Consider the following 23,018-nt stretch of genomic DNA (forward strand, 5'->3'; position numbering starts at 1 on the left):
TAAATACTTTCGATATAAATGTTGTCATTACCATCAGCAGTATTCAGGTTAGTTTCACCGTTGTGGGTGCTTTCTACAGAAACGTTATCCTCACCATCACCTGTTTGCAGATTGAGTTTCTCAAAGCTACCGTAGTTAATTTTCCCACCCATTCCCAAGCCGCGAATTTCGTTGTCTGTGACAATGGCGATATTATCTTTGCTATCTCCAGAATCATCTACATTTAAGATATCCTTACCTATACCACCACTGATGGTTAGGGTAGCATCAATGTTATCCAGAAGTCCGCCAGTAGTTGGATATTTACTACCAACATTAATAACATCATCGCCTGATTTTGATCCGAGATAAGTTTTACTGTCTATTCTCCGCACATTAAAGATATCAGAATCTTTATCGGTGTAAAGTTCTGTCCCTTGAGAATAAATCGCACCAAAAATATTAACTAAACTACCGTTGGTATCTTGATTGTTTTTATCTGCGTTAATTACTACCTTTTGATCTGAGATGATTGTAGCAGTGGTATTTATTTGGAAGTTATCACCAACTAAGAAAGAGATATTTTTGGCTGCATTAATGTTAGCGTTATCAATTAAGAGCAGGTTTTCATCCAAATTAGAACTTTCATTAACCGTTAGCTGAATATAATCCTTGTCGCTAACAAGTTGTTTGATATTGACACCACCAGCAACTTCTGTAAGTTCAATATAACCTCCTGTGACGACATCAAGAGTACCCTTAATATTGCCTGTATTACCATCAATATCGAGTAAATTTTGATGATCTAAGAAAGAAGTATTACCAACAAAATCAGTATTACCTTGAAGATTAGTGCTAGTTATACCTGCATCAATAATGATGTCGTTTCCGGTAATAATCTTGGTAAATTCGTAAATTGCAGAAACTGGTGTTGTGCTATCAGTAGTTTGATTAATTAGCAAATTAATATCACCTGTAGTAGCAGTCATCTTGGCAACATTAACAGTCACAGGATTGCTATCTAACTGTTTTGCCGTTAAGTCGAGGAAAACTGAATTTTGTGCTTCTATTTGCAGATTAATCTGACTAGATGGGACATCATCAGTAATCGGATGATAATCTTGATTCAGTTGAGCAATAATTCTTTGGCTATCTGTACCAATACTACCATTAACAGCCGTCAAACTTAAATCACGGGTAATAATTTTATGTCCATCTCGACCAATAATACCACCTGTACTAACTAAGTCAGTGCGATCGTGAGGACTATCTATTATACCTTGGAGAACCAAGTTAGAATTACCGTTATTTTCAATGGTGACAACAGTGGGGTTAACGGGTAAAGGATCTTCTGGAGGAATATTGGTAGTAGCAATATTTTTATTTTCTTCTTTGACGTTGACTTGATCGTATTTAATCTCAGGTAATCCGACAATATTAATTACTGAGATATCATTGATCACTAAATCTTTGCTGGAATTATTAATGATTTGAACTGTATCGTAAGCAGGATTATTTACTGAATATTTACCGTTGTCAGTAAACTTACCGTTATCAAACATTTCATCTGTACGTTGAGGAATAATAAAGTTTATCCCGCCAACTTGGATGTTTTCTACATCATCAACAATTACTTCTGTAGCAGTGATATTAGCAGTTATATTGTTGCTTTGCTGAATAATATTGCCGTTAGAATCAATAACGAGAATAGGATTAACATCATGTCGGTTGATGATCACAGTAGAATTAAAATTAATCCAAGGTGTCGGTGTATATTCTTCGTCGTCGTCGTCTTCCTCACCAAAGTCCATTGTAATTGTAAATAAGCCTAAATCTAATTCCCAAGCTAAATCGCTATGTGCTTTGGTGGTTTTATTGAAGCTTTCAAAATCACTTTCAACATTGAGAATAGTTGCTTCAATGGTAGAGTCAACCTCTGTTTGAACCTTAGCAACTAGAGGCATAATATTAGTCGCATCAGAATCGGTATCACCACCTAAACCATCACAATCTGCTTCAGCGATCGCCCGACTCACTACATTTTTATACTCAGCATTGAGGTTGACTTCATCACCCTTTAGATAAGCGCCTGTAGCGATGTTGACGACGGCATCAGATCCAGTAATATCTACCTTAGCATGGGCATCAATATTACCAATTAAACCAGCACCTTCAGATTCAGCGCGAGATTCAACTTTAAAAGTATCAACAATAGCTGTAACGTTTAAATGACGACCTTCTAGACGAACATTAGCATTAACATTAGTAGTATTGCTACCATCAAATTTGACACTACTATCTGCATCTGCATCCGCATAGATACCAGCACCATCGGCTGCTGCTTTAACATTAGTATCAGTATTGCTAGATGAACCTAATAACAGCGTATCGTTAGAAATAAGTTCAGCATTATCTTTAATGGTAGTTGTCGTATTGTGAGTAATATTAGCATGGGCTTCAGAATCAGCAAAGGTAATAGCCGATCCGGCACCACCGTAACTCTTAATAGTGAGATTTTGATCTGATTGGCTAGTTACTTGAATATTACCATCAGCTTTAATCTTGGCAGAAGTACCAATATAGGTGTTATGAGTTTTGTCGATCGTGACATTAATTTCTGAAGCACCAACAGCGATCGCGCCAGCAACATCTGCATCTGTACCACCTGTCAGTGATACACTAGCTAAACCTGTGACTGCAACATTACCCTTTGCTGTAATCGAAGTGCGATCGCCTACATAGGTGTTCATCGTTGGGGTAATATTCAGGGTTGCTTCTGTACCTGTACCACCAATTAAAGCACCTGCTGAAGCTTGAGCATAAACAGAAAACCGATTATCCCCTTGACTGGGTACAGAAGCAACCGCACCAGTAGAGAAGGAATGTTTATCTCCGGTGGCAGTGCTATTATCTAAATCAAAATGGAGGTTATGTTGTCCACTAGAAGCACTGGTTAAGTCAATAGCGCTATCTTTACTAAAGAGGTGATTTGTACCAGTTCCCGTTAACCCAGTTGTACCAAGGGTTAAAGCTACTCCTGCTTTAGTTGCACTTAGTTGGAAACTATTCGCAGTCGCACCAATCACATAATAGGGTTTTCCAGTTTCTAAACCGGTAACATTAAGTGCGGTAATACTGTGGAAACTAGCTTGAGCAGCGCTGGTAAGATTGATAGCAGTACCATTCTTAGTAGCTGAGAGTTTAAAGTGATTGTCATCTACTTTAATGACAAAATATTTTTGTCCACTAGTTAAACCACCTATGGCTGTGCCTGTGGTACTGTAAACAATCTCTTCACCATTATCAAAACCGTGTTTAGCTGAATTAAAGGTATCACTACTGGTAAGATCAGCCTCTAAGTTGAAAATACTATCCTTACCTTTAGCATCCGCAGGAATAGTATTTACGATCGCCACCTGTGCCGATCGAGTTTGATAGGTGACTAGATCGCCATTACTAAAACCATGACTATTAATCGTAATTTGATTGGCAGCAATATTTGCCAGGGTTGTACCTTGAGTAACGGAAGGATCAGGCCAAGCAGGTACTAATTTAATCGTCTTGCTATCTAGGACTTTAACATAATAACTATTGCCTGATGTTAAACCACCAATAGCTGCACCACCTACTGCTTCGTAAACAACTTTTTGTCCATTGGTAAAAGCATGATTACGACTAAATGTGATTTTATTGGCTGGAATATCAATTTGAGATGCGTCAAACTCACTACCTAATTTGAGAGTTTGATTATCCACTTTAATCACTTGATAACTCGAACCACTGGTTAAACCACCGATATCAGTACCACCACCATTGAGATAAACTACCGTCTCACCTGTTTGGAAACCGTGATCCTTACCAAAATTAATTGTATCTGAGCCATTATTAACCGTATTAGCAGGATTAAAACTATTATCACCAGAACTTAAGGGTTTACCTAGTAAACTTTTAACTGTGACATTATTAGCATTGAGGTTAACATCTGCACCAATGTAGGTATCTATATTCGGTTTCGCATTGACTTCAGCCAGAGAAACACCTACAGCTAATGCACCAATGCTGACACCTTTAGCTTCCGCATCACCATCAACGGTAGCATCAGAAATCACTTGAACATCATTATTAACTTGAATCTTGCTATTATCGCCAATATAAGCTTTAACGGTTGGTGAAATATTTGCTTCTGGTACTGAACCATTACCAGAAACAATACCGCCACTAGCTGCTTGCGCGATCGCCGATACAACTTCCTTAGCGGTAGCATTAACAGTTAAGTTATTCGTATTTTGAATCGTGACATTATTACCGAGATAAGCTTGAGTTGTACCAGTTTCTTCCGTATTAGCAATAACTACTCCCGCCGCAACAGCACCAGCAGAAGCACCCCAAGCTTCTGCTTGAGAATTAGAAGATGAACCAGCCAGCACATTTAGATTATTAGCTTGGTTAATAGTTGTCCCTGCACCAATGTAAGCATTAGTATTATTGTGGGAAGTTAAATAAGCAACTGCTGCGCCTAAACCAACTAAACCAGCAGTACCTGCGATCGCCTGGACTTTGTTTTGATCAATTAAACCATTTGCTTGAACACCAATATTACCACCTGCACTTAAAACCGCATTAGCAGCAAGGTAAGCTGAGGTATTATGGGTGACATTAGCAATACCTACAGAACCACCTGCACCCAAGAAACCACCATAAGCTACAGCACCAGCAATCACACCAAGTTTAGTTGTTTCATCGCTATAAACATAAATATTGCCACCTGCATTAATTGTGCCACCGATGAAAGCAGTTGTTCCTTGAATACCCGTCGGGATAGTAGACAGGTCATTAGTAATATCTTTCTTGGTATTAATATTACTATTACCTGAACTATCTTTACCCATGCCGTCCATTTCCACTAAGCGAGCATCTACTATAGATTTAGTATTATTTGCGGCTTGATTGGCATCACTTGACATTCCCGCACTCACATTAACAATAGAAATTGCACCGGATATTCCTAGTCCAACACCACCAGCAGCAGCTACAACTACGGAGTTAACATTTTTCTTGGTTCTAGCTTCTACTTCTATATCTTTGAGGGTGTTTACTGTGGCATTATTAATATAGGCAAAAGTACCATTTTTTACTGTTGTGACATCAATGGTAGCACCAACTCCAGCACCGCCAAAAGCGCCTGCACCTGCCTTAATATCAACATTACTATCATTAGCAGCCTTAACTAAAACGCTTTGTTGACTATTTGCACCCGTGTTATTTTTGTTAATGTTACCGCCATTAATATAAGCTTGAGTGTTGTCTTGAAAGGAATTAACGGCAATACTTCCGGCTAAACCGAGTCCACCTGCGGATACAGTACCAATTGTGGTATTCAGATTTTCTTTGCTGGTAGCAATTACAGCTAAACCGGACATTACCTGAGTATTACCACTACCATCAGCTAAAGGTACAGTCAAACTATTATTACCCAAGGCATTGACATTAGCAGCAATAAGATAAGCTTGGGTAGTATTGTTGAGGTTATTAACAACTATGGTTGCACCCACACCAGCTAAACCTCCACTGATCGCACCACCGCCAGTTGTCATACTATTAATGGAATTAGCCAAAACACCAACACTACCACTAGCTGTGACATTACCACCTTGAATATAGGCAAAAGTGGTATTGCTCATTTCATTCACAGCAACCGAACCAGCTAACCCAACATATAGTCCAAAAGAACCACCCACAGCAACTGTTTCAATTGTGCCTTGGTTATTTGCATTGATCAGAACATTACCAGTGGTATTAATGGTTGCATCTTGGCTATAGGCTCTAACGGTATTACCAATATTGTTATAAGCTACAGCCGCCCCAACGCTACCACCTAAACTAACGCTGAGTTGTCCAGCTAGGGATTTAATTGTACTGTGATCTTGAGCAGAAATTTCTAGACTATTACCAGAAAGACTACCGTTGATGGCATAAGCCGTAATGGTATCAGTCATGTTATTAACTGAAACTGAACCAGTTAAAGCCACCTGTCCAGAAACAGAAGCACCAGCCGATAAACTTTCAATTTTGCTAGTTCCTGTGGCTGCAATTTTAATTGCTCCCCCTGTAGAAACATTACTGTTGGCAATATAAGCAGAGGTTAAACCACTAGAATTATTGATAGCTACAGCAGCGCCAATAGCTGCCGTTCCTGCGCCACTAATTTGACCTGCTAAAGACCGAATAGTGGCATTATTGGTAGCTAAAATATTGATATTTTGTTGAGTTTGAATGGTGGAATTATTACCGATATAAGCTAGAACTTGTGTACTAATATGATTAACTGTGACAGAACCACCAACAGCAAAAGTTCCTCCTCCTGCGCCTCCTGCGGTGATATTCTCAACTGTGGGGGAAATATCGGCTTGAATGGTCAGACCGTTATTCAAGGAGGTAACTTGAGAACCACTAATATAAGCGTTTACCGCATTACTGATATAATTAGTGGAAACCGAAGCACCTATGCCAGCAGTTCCCCCGACTGCGACTTGACCAGCAATAGATGAGATTTCTGAGTCATCATTGGCTTTAATACTAATTAATTGAGCAGCATTAACCTGACTATTATTGGCAACATAGGCTTTAGTAGCGGTATCAATATTATTAATCGACACTGAACCACCTACGGCTGCTGTTCCTGCTCCTGCACCGCCTACGGACGCTGATGCAATATCACCTGTTGAGGTAGCACTTAAACTAATTTGATTATTAATGGCAGTGACATTACTGTTATCAATGTAAGCAGAAATACCATTGTCTAAATCGTTGACGGCTAAAGAAATACCGACTGCGGCTGTACCTGCTCCGGCTATGTTGCCAGCTAGGGATTGAATTTTTGAGTTATTATTGGCAGATAAACTTATACCTGTGCCTGTAACATTTGCACCATTGGCGATGTAAGCTTTAGTCGCACCACCAATAATGTTAATGGAAAAAGAGCCGGACACCGCCCCCGAGCCTGTTGTCACTGCACCACTAGCAGATAGAGATTTAATGCTAGCAGCAGCATCAGCAGTCAACCCAACGTTGCTTGTAGCTTTAACTGTACTGCGATCAATATATGCCTGAGCTTCATTACTAATATAATTAACCGCGACCGAAGCGGCGATCGCGGCTGAACCTGTAGATAAACCCACTGCACCAGCTAAAGATTCAATCGTAGAGTTATCTTTACCTGTAAGATTAACCTTGGCAGCCTGAATATTAGAGTTAGCTTCTATACTAGCTTTACTGATGTTTTTAATGGTATTTACAGCAATAGAACCCCCTAGAGCAAAGGTTTTACCGCCGGCAGCACCTATGCTAATAGTGGAAATTTCGGAACTAGTTTGTGCTGTTAAAGACAGGTCATTTTGAGAGGTAATGGTAGAACCAGTAATATAAGCGCGATTGCCATTACTAATTTGATTAATACTAATACCTGCGCCAACTCCACCATTACCTAAAGATATGCCTACAGCACCTGCGAGAGCTTCTATATCATCACTAGCGATCGCTGTTACTTCTACTTTACCGTTAGCTGTCACAGTAGAATCAGCAATATAAGCTGCTAAGGAGCCATCAATGATATTAACGGATACCGAGCCAGCTAAACCTAAATCTTTACCACCTGCCAGTCCTAAAGATATAGTTTGAATGGTGCGATTAGAGTTAGCCGCAATCGTTAAGCTACTATTAGTCCCTAGGTTTGAACCTGTAATATAAGCGCTAGTACTGTCATTAATGCCGTTATAGGCAATAGCCGCACCAAAACCCATACCTTTAGATGCACCTACCGCACCGGATAAAGATTGGATTTTGGCATTATTATTAGCTTTGAGATTAATTACGCTGAGTGCTTGCTGACTATTAATATTACTGATAAATGCAGTAGTTTCACCATTAATAATATTGACAGAAACAGTTCCTGCGCCGCCTAAATTACCGCTAGAAGCACCGATCGCCCCACTTAAAGCCTGAATTTCAGTGTTATTTTCAGCAGTGATATCAAGTTTGCCAGTGTAATTGAGGCTAGAATTTTTGAGAGTCGCTTTGGTATTGTTGTTAATAATATTTACGCCAATTGCCGCACCGACTCCAGCCCTACCACCAAAAGCTACAGCACCAGCGATCGCAAAAATATCTGACTCATCCTTAGCTTTAATTAACAAATCGGTGAGTAAAACTAATACACCCCCGTCAATGTAGCTTTCGGTGGTATTAGTAATATTATTTACTGATACTGAACCCGCGATCGCAATTCCTTTTGAGCCTAAAGCACCTGAACCTCCCGCCGAAATTGAGAAAATATCGCCAGTGCGAGTTGCTTCCAAACTCAGGGAATTAGCTGACAAGGTAAGTTGCTCACCTGTGGTCGTGTTTTTTCCGGCAATATAGGCTTTAGTATCGCCAGAAATCAGATTAACTGCTACAGAACCAGCAATTCCTGTAGAAGAAGCATTTGGTTTATTGACAAAGGAAGCCGAACCAGAAATTGTATATAAATCAGTATCATTATTGGCTGTAATCGAGATATTACCCAGAGTTTTTATTTGTCCACTATCATTAACATAAGCTAAGACCTTATCGTTAACCAGATGAATTGATACATCTCCAGAAATACCAATCCCTGACTTACCTTGTTTTCCCTGGTCATTAGCCACATTCTCACCGCCCCCAGTACCTTTTGATGTAGCTTCTGGGGTTTCGGGGCGTTTTTCAATCCCGTCTGTGGGGCTGCCTGTTTCCGTTGATTTTTTGATCAGGTTAATATCAACAGGATCATCAACCTCTGCACTAGGATCTGAAGCAGACATTCCGGGGGTAGCATCGGGAGTCGGGCCCGGACTGGGCTTTTCTGGAGTGGGTTGTGTAATTACCGCAGCAGCTAAAGACAGGGTATAAATATTCCCTTCTGATAAAGCCTTGACATTAATATCACCATTAACATCAATATTGGTATTACTACCAGGCGCTAAATCGCTACTATTACCAATTAAAGCCTCTACTTCTCTACCAATATTGTGAACACCAACAGACATACCAATGCCAGTGTTATTACCTCTAATTATGCCACCGACAAAATTCCAGTGATCTGTATCGTCTTGAGCAATAATATCTAGCCCACCACCAGTCACAATTGCCCCACTACCTAATTGGGCAATAGTACGGTTATATTGCAGATTTACTACTACTGTTCCCGCAATCCCAAATTCTTCGGCTGCACCACCGGAGATTGCCATTACTGTACTGAAAACATCCGTATTGGCTTTGAGGCTAAATTTTTGATTAGAGCCTGTGTAAATTTTTGCCCCATCTTTGACAATTGCTTCGGTGGTATTATCTGCTAATAAGAAAAAGACTGAACCGCCAACGCCTTTTCCGCCTATAGATTTGGTTAAACTGAGGGGATCGCCAGTGATATTGATTAAGGTGATATCTGTGTTGGCTTGAATATTTACAGCTTGATTCAGGTTACGATATGCCTGGTTTTGGTTAATTTCTACCCCAGAGCCAACTATCGTTTGATTAGTATTATTAAAACTTAAAACATTAATTGAACCAGAAAATCCTTTCTTTTCGGCTTGAGAAGCACTTTTTGTCCAGGAACTCCAGGGTTTAGCTTTATGGGGAGCTTGGACGCTGACTGTGGAATCAATACTGTCTAATACATTTTCTTTGCGAGTAATGAAATTATCCCACCATTGTGATAATTCTGATGCACTGCTAGCAACACTAATGTCTGTTAAATCTGCATTTTCCCAAGCGAAAGGATAAACTATTTTTGATTGAATGTTTAAATTTCTACTAGCATCCAGTTTAGCACCATCTGCTATTTCGGTTTTCACATCACTATCATAAAAACCAGCACTAACAGATGCACTAATGGCAGTTTCTTTAGACGGCCCTTCTACTCCTTTGGCTTTGTCAGCATCAGAAACTTTTTGCAAGTCGGTAATTGCTTCAATTTGGGTGATAGATTGATGAAAACTATTAACTTCTAAATCTTGTTTAGATTCTAATTTTGCCGTTGCACCAATTTTAGTAGTTACATCATGATTAGCAATAGTTACCGCTAAAGAACCTGCCAATCCCCATTTTGAACTTTCACCTGTGCTATTACTATCTGTTCCAGGAAAAGCTTTTTGACTAAGTTTTTGAGTTTTTGTTGGTTTTTCTACTTTATCGCCAGCTTTAACTTTGGCATCTAAATCTTTTTGATTTTGGGCAGCTTGAGCTTCACTAGTATTTTTTAATTTATCACCTATAGTGGTTCTTACCCCTGAAGAGATAGCAGAACTATCAAAGTTAATAATTTTATTGAGGGCTGTATTATTAAAAATACCTGAATCTGCTTGGACAATATCTCTACTTTCTAAATAAGATTTTACACCTATTCCTATACTTCCCAACCCTTTTAAAGCATGGAGATGATGTCCTGTTCCAGTTTTATCATCTTTGTCAATGGCTATAGCCTGTTTAGCTAATGCTTTGGCTCTAGATTCTGCTAATTTAATTTGATTAGGACTATCAACAATTACATAGTAAACTTGTTGATGAATCAAGCCACCGATGGAATCATTACCACCAATTTTACCATCGGCATCTCCATTTTTATAAACTACTGCATCTCCATTTTTAAAGTTATGAGGTGATATTAATTGAATTTGACTAGTAACATTATTAATCAGATTATTATCATCTAAATTAACAATAATATCTCCTGTAGCACCGCCAGCGTTAATTGTGCCGTTTACTTCGGTTCTAATATCAGATTGAGAAATTTCTAATCCTAATGCTATACCTGCTGTTCCATCTTGATAAATATAAGCTCTTCCTGCTGATTTATTGTAATTTTCACCTATTGCTAAAACGTTGGCATTCCTACCAGCAGTAATTATTGCACCTTGAGCAACATTAGTGTAGGAGTTAGCTTCTGAGTAAGAAATACCAAATGCTAATGCTTTATTATCTTTACTTGTAGGTTTAATTCCTAAGTTTTGGCTAGTGCGACTATCCACACTTGAATTTGTAAAAGCATCAGATAAAATGCTAACATTTTTATTAGCATTAATCATCACATTTCCACCGATAGTAGTTTCAGCTTTCGTAATACCAACACCTAACCCAAAACTAAATTTTTTCAAAAATGAATCATTAGATTGACCAAGATCCGATTCAGAATCTCCTCCTACTACTGCAATATCAATGTCTGCATTAGCATAGGATTCTAAGTTAATATTGCCGCTACCAATAATTTGGGAGTTATCACCAATATTGATAATGGATTCAGCTTTTTTGACTTTGAGCATTACAGGGATACCGACAATCAAATCTACTAAGGTTCTCAGCCCTGATGCTGTAAATTCCTGAACTAAATTTGCCTGTTCAGTTGTGCCACCTGTATCGGTAGTAAAATTAATATTATTGCCTTTAAAAATTGTGGTTTTTCCCACAATAATCCGGGAATCATCAAAACTACCAAATAAACCTAAATCAGTTAAAAATGCCGCCGGATCGCTGCTAGGAATCCAGAATTTAGTCGCTTCAATATTAATATCTCCAGCTTGATAACTACCACTAGAGACATCTGCTAATAATTGTGCATTATCTTTAATATAGATTTCTTTACCTTTGAGGAGAATATTGCCTGAATTGCCGTTAGTTTGACGAGTCGAAATTACTACGCCTTCATTTAAATATATCTCTCTAATATCAATATCAATTTGACCACCAAAGGTAGAAGCATTACCCGTAAAGGTGACAGCATCATCATAGCGATCGCCTTTAATTTCTAAATCAAATTTATGAGGAGTAGTTAAACCACTCAAGTCAATGTTAATGCGATCGCCATCTAAGGGATCTTTATCTGTAATAATTTTAAATTTGTTAATGGAGTTAATATCAACTGTGACGGTATTATTATCAACTTGTGTTATACCACTACCATTTATTTTAATTTGTTCTTCAGTATCTTTAATTACAAGTTGATTGCTACCGTTAACAGAAACATCAACATTTTCAACGTCATAAGTACCTTCCTGTAAAACTAACTCACCATTAGTCAAGGAAATATCACCTAAAACATGACGATAAGTAATATCATTAAAACTCCTTGTTTCTATCTTGCTAGTTTGATATTCTAACTGCCAATCACCTCCTAAATTATTGTTACCTGTTAAATTGGTAGAAGCAGCAATATCAGCACTTGTTAATTGACTTAACTGCTGCACAAAGTTTTGCCCTTGAATACCTTCAGCGACATTACAACCATATAATAAAAAATCACCTGTAGGAATTAAAGATTGTCCCCAAATACTAAAATCATTACTATAATTATTTAAGTTGCCTAAATTTAAACTGGTATTGCCTAATTGGACTCCACCCGCAAAACCGTGACTAAATAAATGCACGGCATCAAGATTTTGATAATTGCCTAAAACTTGACTTATTTGTTGAATTTCATTACGATTACTATCTAATACAAATACCTGAGCTTGCTCAGATAAACCCGGGATTAAACTTTGATAATTATCTAATTTGCTATCAACAAAAGCTATCTCTTTGACTCCAGAATTCAATAAACTATCTGGATAGCTAGTGGTTTCTAATCCAGTGATAATCTGCTTATTGATATCAGGATATAAAACCGAATTTTGAGCCAAGTTATAATCAAATAACGACGCTTTGATATCCCATTTTGGTGCTAATTCTATATTTAGGTAAGGAATGGCTTGGCTAAGGGGCTGATTGAGGTCTAAACCATAAGAATTAAGATTATGATTCAAATCGCTGACGGGAGCAAAAGGAGTTGATTCATTCGGGAGATTGTCGTTAAACATCTTATTCTTATTTACCTTAATATAATGGCAATTTGACTATTGATAATTGTTGGTAGTTGCACTTTTTTTGAGTAATGGGACTAGTCATACCAATTCAAAATTCAAAATTCAAAATTAAGAAATGCATATTTTGTAAGGGTTTCTGGATTTGGATTGGTATAAGCAGATTAAGCAATGAATTTGACCAGAAACCGACCATGGCCTAGCAAAATAAAAAATTAATAATCAGTGAAAAGTAATCAGTAATTTTTACTTTTTACTTTTCACTAATGTGTTGGTATAACTCCTAAACAGCTTGGACTTGGGTAATAGAAAGAATCATGTCGTTGTAGTCAAAATCGCCACCGCCAATTATGTCCTCAAAGCCAAACATCCCATTACCTAAACTGCGTACATGATCGACGCGATCGCTGTTTATACTCATATACGATGTCAAGACACGGCTAAAATCGTTACCAATTTCTGATAAAGTGCCATTAGCAACCATGAACGGCAAATAGTATGCACCGCCATTCAGGGTCACAGAAGCCTCTGTATTAGTGAAATTACCAGTTTGAAATTGAACACCTTGAACTAAGCGATCGCTAGTTGCTAATTGTAAATAACGCTTTTGCTGTTCAGCACTAAGTTGAGATGTTGGGTCAATTAACATACCAGTAAGTGGGTCTTTAATTGAGCCTTGAGTATCATCAACACGGTAGAAATAAACGGAGTTGTTATTTGTGGCTTCTCGCTGCAGGGAGAATTTTAAAGTAACTTGCTGATTATCAAATGCAGCAGAGGAATTGAGGTCGATTAATTCGCTAGCCCTATTCACTATAAACTGACTTGAATCGACTGCAAGTATTCCTAATTGCGCTTTTACTTGCTCTGGAGTGAGAATTTTAGCATTGATATCAAATAACCCGGCTAAAGAGAAGTTAGCAGTTTGTCCGCTTGCATCTCCACTAGCTTGGAAGATTGTGGTTCCGCCATTCAGACTAGAAAGAGAAAACTGCACGGGTTTAGAGTTTAAACCATTAAATAGCAATTCATCCTTTGTACCGCCTTGAATGACAAAGAAAACTGCTTGTTCCCCTTGTTCAAAGGCGACAGTGCAATTTTGAGCGCCAAAGTTGGGATTGCGTTTATCTTTCAAAGAGCTAAACAGAGTCTCTCCCCGTTGAATAATCACTTGTTTAGCTTCATCAAGGGAATTGACAACTTTACCATTTACCTCAACAATTTGCCCATCATTCCCAAAACGGACACGCGCCATCCCAATTTCAGAAGCATTGTCCCCCCGGAAGCGGTTGAGGGTGAACTGAACGTGGCTGCGGTTTCCATAGAAGTTTAACCCATCTTGGCTCGAACGAACTTCTAAGCGACTTGTGCTTAAATTCCAGTTTACTGCTACTAAAGACTGAGAAATTGTCCCGTTAGCTGCATCGTCTAAATCCCCCCATTCTCCATCTTGTAAAGATATTACTGCCCAGTCTGCTTTACCGTTAAGGTTACGATCCTGAAGTATCACACCAGTAAGCAGTTCCTCATCGATTTTACCGAACAGTGGGTTCAACTGTCGTCGGAAGTCAACTAAAGTACCATCAGCTCGACGCAATAAAATTGTACTAACAGCAGTATCTGTTTCACTATCAGGTAACTTAACTTCTATACGGATTGGTTTTTGTTTCAGCTTGTCAGCAATTTGTTTTTGTAATGCGACATCTATGAATTCTGGTTCTGGTTTTACCTCAAAATTAAGCACATCGAGGATTGGTGCTATACCCTTTAATGCAGATTTTTTCAGATCCTTACTATCAAAAGCAGCAAGGGGATCGTTAATAGTTTCCTTGAGGTTTTCAGTTTCAACATGATGAATGACTAAACCCGGATTTTTGCTCTCACCGCTTAATTCTTTTTGATCTTCATCCTTAATCGCAATAATAATCGGTTGAGTTGTGTGATTAATACCAAATAAGGCAACAATATCAGCGTTATTAACTGCCCTGTCACTTAAACTTTGTATAAGAACATTAGTAGGAAATAATTGCTTGAGGTCTTTTGCTACTTTAATTTCAGTGGGATTATTAATACCATCAGCATCTGGATCGGGAATGACAGTGATGTTAATGGTATCCTGATCAATTTGAGTAACCTTCCCAAAGTTACTTAGGTCATCAGTAGTAAATGTGAGGGTTTCAGCACCGTGAAAATCCTTATTACCAAGATAGAACATCCCTTGCAGAGCTTGGTTGACATTTGCTACTTTACCTGTGAAAGTCATCGTTGCATCTGCAACACCATCTCCAGTACCAAAGGTTAATCCATCCTGTTTACCTAAAGTTAAAGTACCGTTGTTAACTGCAAGGGTGACTTTGACTTCTCCTGTACCTTCATCAACATCAACATCACTCAAACTCAGGACATTAGCATTTTTGTTGTTGAAGAATAATTTTTCGTCTTCATCTACCTCTTGGGCTTGGGGTACGCTATTGATAGGCGCATCATTGACAGGTTTAACCTTAATAGCGATGCTATCTGTATCTTGTAATGCTTCTCCTTTACCTGAATTACCTAAATCATTGGTGGTAATAGTAAGAGTATCATCACCGTTATAGTTGACATTAGCTAAATAATTTAATCCCTCTAACCCTTGGTTGATATCTGCTACTGTACCTTTGAAGCTAATTGTATTAGTACCATTACCTGTAAGCTCTGATAAATTAGCAGTTGAGCCTAGAGTCAGTTTGCCTTTGGTAACAGTAAGAGTAACAAGTTGCCGATCGATAAAAGGTTGGATGTTTATGTCTGGAAGAACATCAACATCCTTAATACTAATTGCATTACCATTGATGCTACTAAAGATGAGATTTTCATCTTCGTTAACTTCTACTGTTGTGGGTAAGTTGTTGACAGGTATGTCATTAACTGCATTAACTGCGATTGGGACTTCAGCAGTTGCAAATCTTTCACCCAGAACGGAACCATTATTTAAGTCATTAATCTCTATCTTTAGAGTATCTTCACCGTTGTAATTGTCATTACCTAAATAACGCAGACCACTCAAAGCGATGTTAATATCTGCTACCTTACCCTTAACAATTACATTAGCAGTTTGATTTTTTTCAACTATTAAATTAGTGGTTGTACTTAGAGTTAGTTTACCCCTGTTAACTGAAAGGGTTACTTGTACCTCATCAACAGGTTGAAAATTTAATTCATTATCAACATCAATATCAGAAATACTGATGAAATTATTGTTTGCTACATTAAAGACTAATTCTGTATCTTCATCAATAGTTTGACGAGTAGGTACATCTGCATTAACAGGAGGATCGTTGATTGGGTTGATTTTAATAGCAACGGTATCAACCTTTTCTTTAACACCACCAGAACCAGAATGACCTAAATCATTAGTAGTAATGGTCAGGGTATCTAAGCCATTGTAATTGACAATACCTTGATAAATTAAATTATCTAAAGCATTGTTAATATCTGCAACTGCACCCGTGATAGTTACGGTGGCAGTCTCATTGTTTTCAACTGCTAAATTATTGGCTATTGAACCTAATTTGAGAGTACCTTTACTAACCTGAAGAGTGACTTTTACTTGATTAATAAATGGTTGGTTGTTGATATTAGGATCAAAGTCAACATCACTAATACTAAGCCTATTATTGTTAGCAGCATTAAAGATTAATTGGGTATCTTCATCAACTGCTTGTTGAGCGCCAGGAAAAGTATTTACTGGTGTATCATTGACTACATTAACAGTAATGGCGACTGTATCAACATCTTGCAATGGGGTGCTTTTACCAGTATTACCAAGGTCATTGGTAGTAATAGTTAGGATGTCATTACCGTTAAAATTTTGACTACCCTGATAAATTACACCTGCTGCTAAAACGGCATTAATTGCATCTAATGTACCTGTAAAGCTAATTGCAGCATTGCCATTATTATTACCATTAGCAAAGGTAATGCCAGATGTACTCTGGAGCTTGAGTAAACCTTTAGTAACAGCCAGGGTAACTTGTAAATTACTGCTACCGTTTTCATTAACATCAACATCTTTAATACTCAGACCTGTGATGTTAATTTCTGTGTCTTCATTAACAACTTGAGAATTAGGAACAGTATTTACAGGTGCATCGTTGACTGGCGTAACACTTATTTGTATGGTATCGTTATCATCAATTAGATTACCACCAATACCTTGATTAATACCTGTGTCATCCGTTTGGATCTTCAGGTAAGCACTACCCAAATTATTATTAAAGTCAGCATTAGGTGTAAAGGTCAGACCATTTAAGGCGCTATTGATATCTGCAATGCTACCTGTTAATTGCAGAGTGCCGTCTGTACCGTTATCATCAGAAAAGGTTAACCCCGTAGTATTGCCATTGAATTTGAGAGTGCCATTGTTAGCCGTTAGCTTAAGTTGTACAGGAACATTACCAGCATCAGGGTCACTCAGGGAGATTTGATTGTTGCTAAAGGTGAAGGGAGTGTCTTCATCAATAGTTATCGGTTGGGGAATGCTATTAACAGGTGAGTCATTTTCAGCCGTAACCTTAATTTCCGTAGTAACTGCGGTGCTGGTTTTGGGTGTAGGGTCGTTTGGGCTACCATTATCATTGACTGTAACAGTAATGGTGCGACTAGCCTTGGGTGTATCAGAAGTAGTCTGATAGGTGAGGCTGGCAATGAGAGCTTTTACTGCTGCTAAAGTAGCATTAGTGTTAATAAAATTAACGACTAAATCCTTACCATTGCTACCATTCTTTGTGCCATCAATCGTACCAATATCTGTGCCGTTATACTTAACAATATTACCACTGAGGCTGATATTAGCATTACTTCCAATAGCAAGTTTGTCTGTAACTTCTGAAGTACCATTATAAGCAACTGTCAGATTCCCACCATTAAACTGTGAAGAATCATCATCAGTAAGGGTAATGGTGCTGTTTTTATAGATAGTATCCGCAGCTTGGTTGAGAGTATTTTCTAATAAGGTAACTTCAGATGCTAACCCAGATAGTTGGGGAGTATCGTTAATATTACTAAAGCTAATACCAGAATTGATGTTTACAGACTTAGGAGAAGTTGAATTGTAACCATCAGTAACTACAACATCAAAGGATGGAGGATTTTCACCACGGTTATGAATAAATGTAACTTTACCGTTATTAATATCGTTCTGAGTAAATTCAGTTACAGAATTACCATTTAGCCAAAACTCTCCATACTGAAGATTAGCAATCTGAAATTTGATGTTAGCTGGTGTGCTAGTGTTATCAACATCTTGAGCCAGAAAGTTATCTTGGGTGAGTGTGATGATTTTTTCCGTTCCAGGAAGTGTGGAGTCGTTTTCCTTCAACGTAATTTTGCTGTTAACTAACTTAGGTTCAGTTACAAACCGAATGGATGTAACACCAGCTAAAGTTCTGGGATTACCAGGACTTGCTGTACCGTCATATAAATACTTAAGGGCGACTTGATCGTTTTTGTTAATTCCAATGGTAGCTGATGCGCCATTGTTTAGTTCATCATTGCCGAGGTCTACATCTTTATAAACGAATTCGATGTTGTTGCTGTCTTTATACAGAATAACTTGAAAAGTAGCATTTTCAGGAGAATTTTCATCGTTATCGGAATGTTTAACTTTATTCCACTGGACTATGAAGCGGTTATTCTCTTGTTTATAAAAAACTTCTTTTGCCTCAAAATTATCCCAATATGGGAAAATACTATAAGTTTGTCCATTCCTAGGAAGATTTCCATTTTGACTATTGACAGGATTTGTGGAAACAAATGTCATGTACCCATTGTCTAAGACAGTAATTTTGTCAAAAATTTGGTCATAGAATGTGAATTGAAAGCCCAGATAAATATCTTTTTCTTGCCAGTCTAATTCTGTTTTTCCAATGTTATTACTAGAACCAGTGATATCAGTGAAAGCAACTGTACCTTTATTACCTTCCTGGGAATCATAAAATGTGTAATTACCATCAGTCCCAGTTGCCAAAACACCGCTATATGTTTCTAACACCTGGGGTTTAAATGCTAAAGATAACGAGTCTTGTACTTTACCACTAGAAGCTTCCAAGTTCCAACTGCCACCTCTATGAGAATTACCTACAAGAGTTTTAGAAGCGTAGACGGTGGCTTGAGTTAGTTGGTGCAGCTTTTCTAGAAACTCACTTCCTGCATCTCCTGCGGCTACATTACAACCGTAGAGAACAAGTGCAGGGGTTATATCATCAGATATGGAATTAAACCAGGTTTGCAGTTCCCCAGCATAGTTTTTAAGGGTATCAATACTTAATTTATTATTGCCTAGATAAAGGGTTCCAGGGTCACCGTGAGAAACTATATGAATACTGTCTACATTTTTGTATCGAGATATAACTTCAGTAATTTGCTTTATTCCATCTTCTTGTTGATGTAGAAGAAAGGGTTCTACACCTGATTTAATACCACGAATAAAACTGTGGCAAGCTTCAACCTTTGTATCAATAAATAATAAGGTAATTTTGTTGGAATTAGCAGATTTTTGTTGAGATGAATAAATCATTGAATTGTAATTATTTAGAGATTTTTACTAGTTAATTAATGGCAAAATTATTGCTTTCCGAAAAGTAGAAAACACTCTGTAAATATATTTAACGAAATAATTAGCCCGCTTTTGTCAATTTGGGATCATTAAATCGCTCAAACATTTAGGGGGCTAAAATTTACACTTTTTGCCTATAAATTTTAGTTTTTGTGAGAAAATAAAGCTTCAAACCTTGATTTAATCAAAGTCTCAAAATTTGGGTTCGATTATTATTTTCCGAAAGTGATAAAACAGGGTTAGGTAGAAGCGCAACTCAAATAACTCTCTGGCGTTGCAGATTTGCAGCATGAATTTAGAGTTTTAGACAAAGCTGAAAGTAGATTCTTTGCGCCTTTGCATTTACCGCAAGCGGTTCTGCTTTAACGGTATGCGTGAAACAAAAATCATCCTATCAATCAGCAATACCAACTCTTTTTATTAACTAGGGATATTTATGCCAATTCTATACCAACATACAAGATTGATTGTAGAGAGAAAAAAACAATTTTACTTCTGTATATTCACTGAATAATAAGTTACCGAACTGACTTTTCACAAAATATGGAAAAGGTGAACTGAAAATGGTTTGCAATGGACTGTCCTCAATGCATAAATTTTTGTATCTTTATGACCTATAAGTTTTATAGGGACAAACTTCAGAAATATCGATAGCATTGTCTCCCTCATCTCCAAGCTAAAATCAAAACAAACTGGAAAAATCTTGCTATGGTAGCCTCCCAAGAACCGCAAAAAATGACCATCGAGGAATATTTTGCATGGGAACCCCTGCAAGACCTTCGCTACGAATATGTTAACGGCGAAGTTTTTGGCATGACAGGTGGTACAATTCCCCATAATGACATTGCACTTAATTTATACACAGCCTTACGCCCACATTTACGTGCTAGAGGTTGCCGAGTCAATGTTTCGGATGTGAAAGTGCAAGTTACGCCTACAAGTGCTTACTATTATCCTGATGTTATCGTCAGTTGCGATCCTCAAGACATCAATGCTCGGAAATTTATTCAAAACCCAAAAATAATTGCCGAAGTTCTCTCTCCTGGTACAAGCAGCAAAGATAGGGGCGAAAAATTTACTAATTACCTCCAAATTCCTTCTTTACAAGAATATTTATTGATAGATTCAGAAAAAATCTCCGTTGAACGCTACTGTCGGGGAGAAGGACGAATGTGGCTTTACTATCCCTATACTGAGGGAGATATTATTACCCTATCCAGCATCGAATTTGAATGTGCGATCGCACATCTCTATGAAGGGGTTGTATTGGGAGCAGAAGCAGAATAGAGTTTTTGACCGAATTTTAGATTTTAGATTTTAAATTTTGGATTGAATATTCAAAATCCAAAATTTAAAGCTGCGCCAACGCTATCGCCCTTAGGTGTACGCCATTATCAAAACCAGTTTATCAAATGTGCGATCGCAACTGAGATAATGCTGCTTTTTTTGTAATAGGCGATGTATCGCGTCGCTAAAAAGGGATGGTGGGTAATGTGTTTCGCTAGTCATTTTTGATGCGATCGCCTGAGACTCGCAAACCAAGCCCACAATTAGGATACCTCTCCGTGATTTCCCCAATCCCCACTACATTCCCCGAAGGCGTATAAACGCATCCCTGTAACATATCGATTCATCCCTTCATTCAGCAACGCCGATATTTTTTATTTGGAAGTTTCCAAGCTTATGTCCTCAACGTATCTTTATTTATTTGATAGTAAAAGCTTCTAAGAAGTAGCGATCGCATAACGCGGCAAAATCAGGTTACCCTAAATTGCGTTTATCTTTTTTCTGGTATCGATATCAGGTTTAGCGCCGTTGGGGTGGAAAAAAGAGTACGGGATACCAGCTATAGCGCAGTAATTCTGCTGCAAAGCTGGAAACTAGCCATTCTTGGACTGTACCGATTGTTGCTGAAGAAAGTGCGATCGCGCTAATATCAACCATTGTTGCTGCCTCTAAAATCTGGTTGATAGAGTATCCTTGGCGAACTTCTGTCTCCACTTGTAAATTTACCTCCTGCAAATCAGCTTTGATTTTAGATAAGCTTTCTTGCGCCTGCTGGGGTGAAATTTTTTGGGGTAACTCTCGACGGCGAGCTTCTTCTAATACCCAACATAGGGTACAATCTCGGATATATAGCTCGGATTGTTGTTGCGCTAATTGCTTCACCTGTTGCACCAGATAATTCGCTGCTGGAGTCCCATTATAGGGAACTAGTAAAGAGCGGAAAAGGTGCTGACAACGGAGTTTTAATTCTTCAGCAGTATAAGTAGAAATTAACTGCGGACGCAGTACCAAAAGCGGAATAGTTGTTTTGTGAGATAAATCAGCCATTGTACTACCCACTAATTTTTCTGTGAGTAAGTTGCGACTTTGAGAACCCAGTATAATCAATTGAGATTGATAGCTTTGGGCAACTTTGAGAATGATATCAACAGGCTTACCTGATTGAACTTCTATGTTAACTTCGACATCAGTCGAACCGGCATCAAGGGTTTCTGCTAATTGGGTTTGGGCTTGTTCTATTTTCTCTGTATCGACTTGGGGAATAATCCCTTTCTCCCACAATGGAACAACGTGTAGAAACACAATTTGTTTCATTCCAGCCAGCGCCAGACTAGAAACAAAATTTGTGAGACGCTGTAAACCATCGGCAAAATCTGTGCAAATCAAAACTCTTTGAAACATAAATCACCAATTAAATAAACTGCGAAATTTGTTAATTTAATCCACAACCTATATCAAGTTTGCTTGAATAACAGCATATTTCATTGCCGGATAAAGCAGTCACTTTCTCTTCATATTTATCGCTCATACTCAAAATATTGTTCAGGAATATTATACTCAAATTTTTCTAATTCGGTCTGCGGATAGATGTAAGAAAATTTATCTACAGACAAACTATATATCATGGTGTTAATTGTGGCGTGGCGAAAAATTAAATTTGTTAATTATAATTAATATTAAATTCACAACGAATTATAAACTCAATTCAATTCAATTCAATTAATTAATTAATTAATTAATTAATTAACAATTTTCTCAACCATGTAAAGGGCGATTTTTGGCAGAAAATAAATTATGAAATTGACAAATACTCTTACAAGAAAATTAATTTTCGGCATGGTCTTATTAGGACTTTCAGCTTGTAACTTACCTACAACTGAGTCTGCAAATAATAATAATCAGGAAGCACAAACAGCCCAACCAGTTAGCCAACAAACTGGAACTAACAATCAAACCTGCACTCTAGTAGATAGTGGCTTCGGTTCCCAGGGACAGGTAAAGCTAAAGGCAGAAGAAGTTGTAACAGGTTTAGAAGTTCCTTGGGGAATTGCTTTTTTACCCAATCAAGATATGTTAGTTACGGAAAGACCGGGAAGAGTTCGCCTTGTGCGGGGTGGTAAACTGATTCCTAAACCAGTAGCTACTATCAAAGTCACCTAGACTGGTGAAGATGGGTTACTGGGAATTGCAACTCATCCCAATTTTGCTGAGAACAGATTTTTCTATTTGTACTACACCGCCGATAGAAATGGGTCACAGGTGAATCGTGTTGAACGCTGGCGATTATCTCA

5 protein-coding genes and 1 pseudogene are annotated in these 23,018 nt (G+C 38.0%); 2 read left to right on the forward strand and 4 right to left on the reverse strand.

Translation table 11 applies throughout. The annotated features are described in order from the left end of the window. Positions 1-12,842 (reverse strand): DUF4347 domain-containing protein (locus tag H6G41_RS31805; protein WP_190752090.1); only part of this gene is annotated, 12,842 nt, incomplete at its 3' end. Between the two features lie 286 nt (positions 12,843-13,128). After that, on the reverse strand, positions 13,129-19,401 hold the full coding sequence (locus H6G41_RS31810) for a DUF4347 domain-containing protein (protein ID WP_190752092.1): 6,273 nt from the start codon (positions 19,399-19,401) through the stop codon (positions 13,129-13,131). A 747-nt stretch (positions 19,402-20,148) separates the two neighbouring features. On the opposite strand from H6G41_RS31810, the gene H6G41_RS31815 reads away from it, so the two are divergent. Continuing rightward, entirely contained in the window at positions 20,149-20,727 is a 579-nt protein-coding gene (locus H6G41_RS31815) for a Uma2 family endonuclease (RefSeq protein WP_190752093.1), read from the forward strand. A gap of 214 nt (positions 20,728-20,941) precedes the next feature. Here the strand turns inward: H6G41_RS31815 and H6G41_RS35940 are convergent, their stop codons facing one another. Then, positions 20,942-21,064 carry a hypothetical protein gene (locus H6G41_RS35940; RefSeq protein ID WP_277878218.1) on the reverse strand — a complete coding sequence of 41 codons (123 nt, stop codon included), beginning with the start codon at positions 21,062-21,064 and terminating at the stop codon, positions 20,942-20,944. A 182-nt stretch (positions 21,065-21,246) separates the two neighbouring features. Continuing rightward, positions 21,247-22,128, reverse strand: coding sequence for a universal stress protein (locus tag H6G41_RS31820; protein ID WP_190752094.1), 882 nt, complete (start codon positions 22,126-22,128; stop codon positions 21,247-21,249). Between the two features lie 393 nt (positions 22,129-22,521). On the opposite strand from H6G41_RS31820, the pseudogene H6G41_RS31825 reads away from it, so the two are divergent. Next, positions 22,522-23,018: pseudogene (locus tag H6G41_RS31825) on the forward strand (PQQ-dependent sugar dehydrogenase); the annotation flags it as partial.

This window comes from Tolypothrix sp. FACHB-123 (genome assembly GCF_014697075.1).
GTDB lineage: Bacteria > Cyanobacteriota > Cyanobacteriia > Cyanobacteriales > Nostocaceae > Aulosira.

Coding starts and splice junctions, on each gene's coding strand:
- H6G41_RS31810 (WP_190752092.1), bottom strand. CDS start 19,401: ATGATTTATTCATCTCAACAAAAATCTGCTAATTCCAACAAAATTACC.
- H6G41_RS35940 (WP_277878218.1), bottom strand. CDS start 21,064: ATGTTACAGGGATGCGTTTATACGCCTTCGGGGAATGTAGTGGGGATT.
- H6G41_RS31820 (WP_190752094.1), bottom strand. CDS start 22,128: ATGTTTCAAAGAGTTTTGATTTGCACAGATTTTGCCGATGGTTTACAG.
- H6G41_RS31815 (WP_190752093.1), top strand. CDS start 20,149: ATGGTAGCCTCCCAAGAACCGCAAAAAATGACCATCGAGGAATATTTT.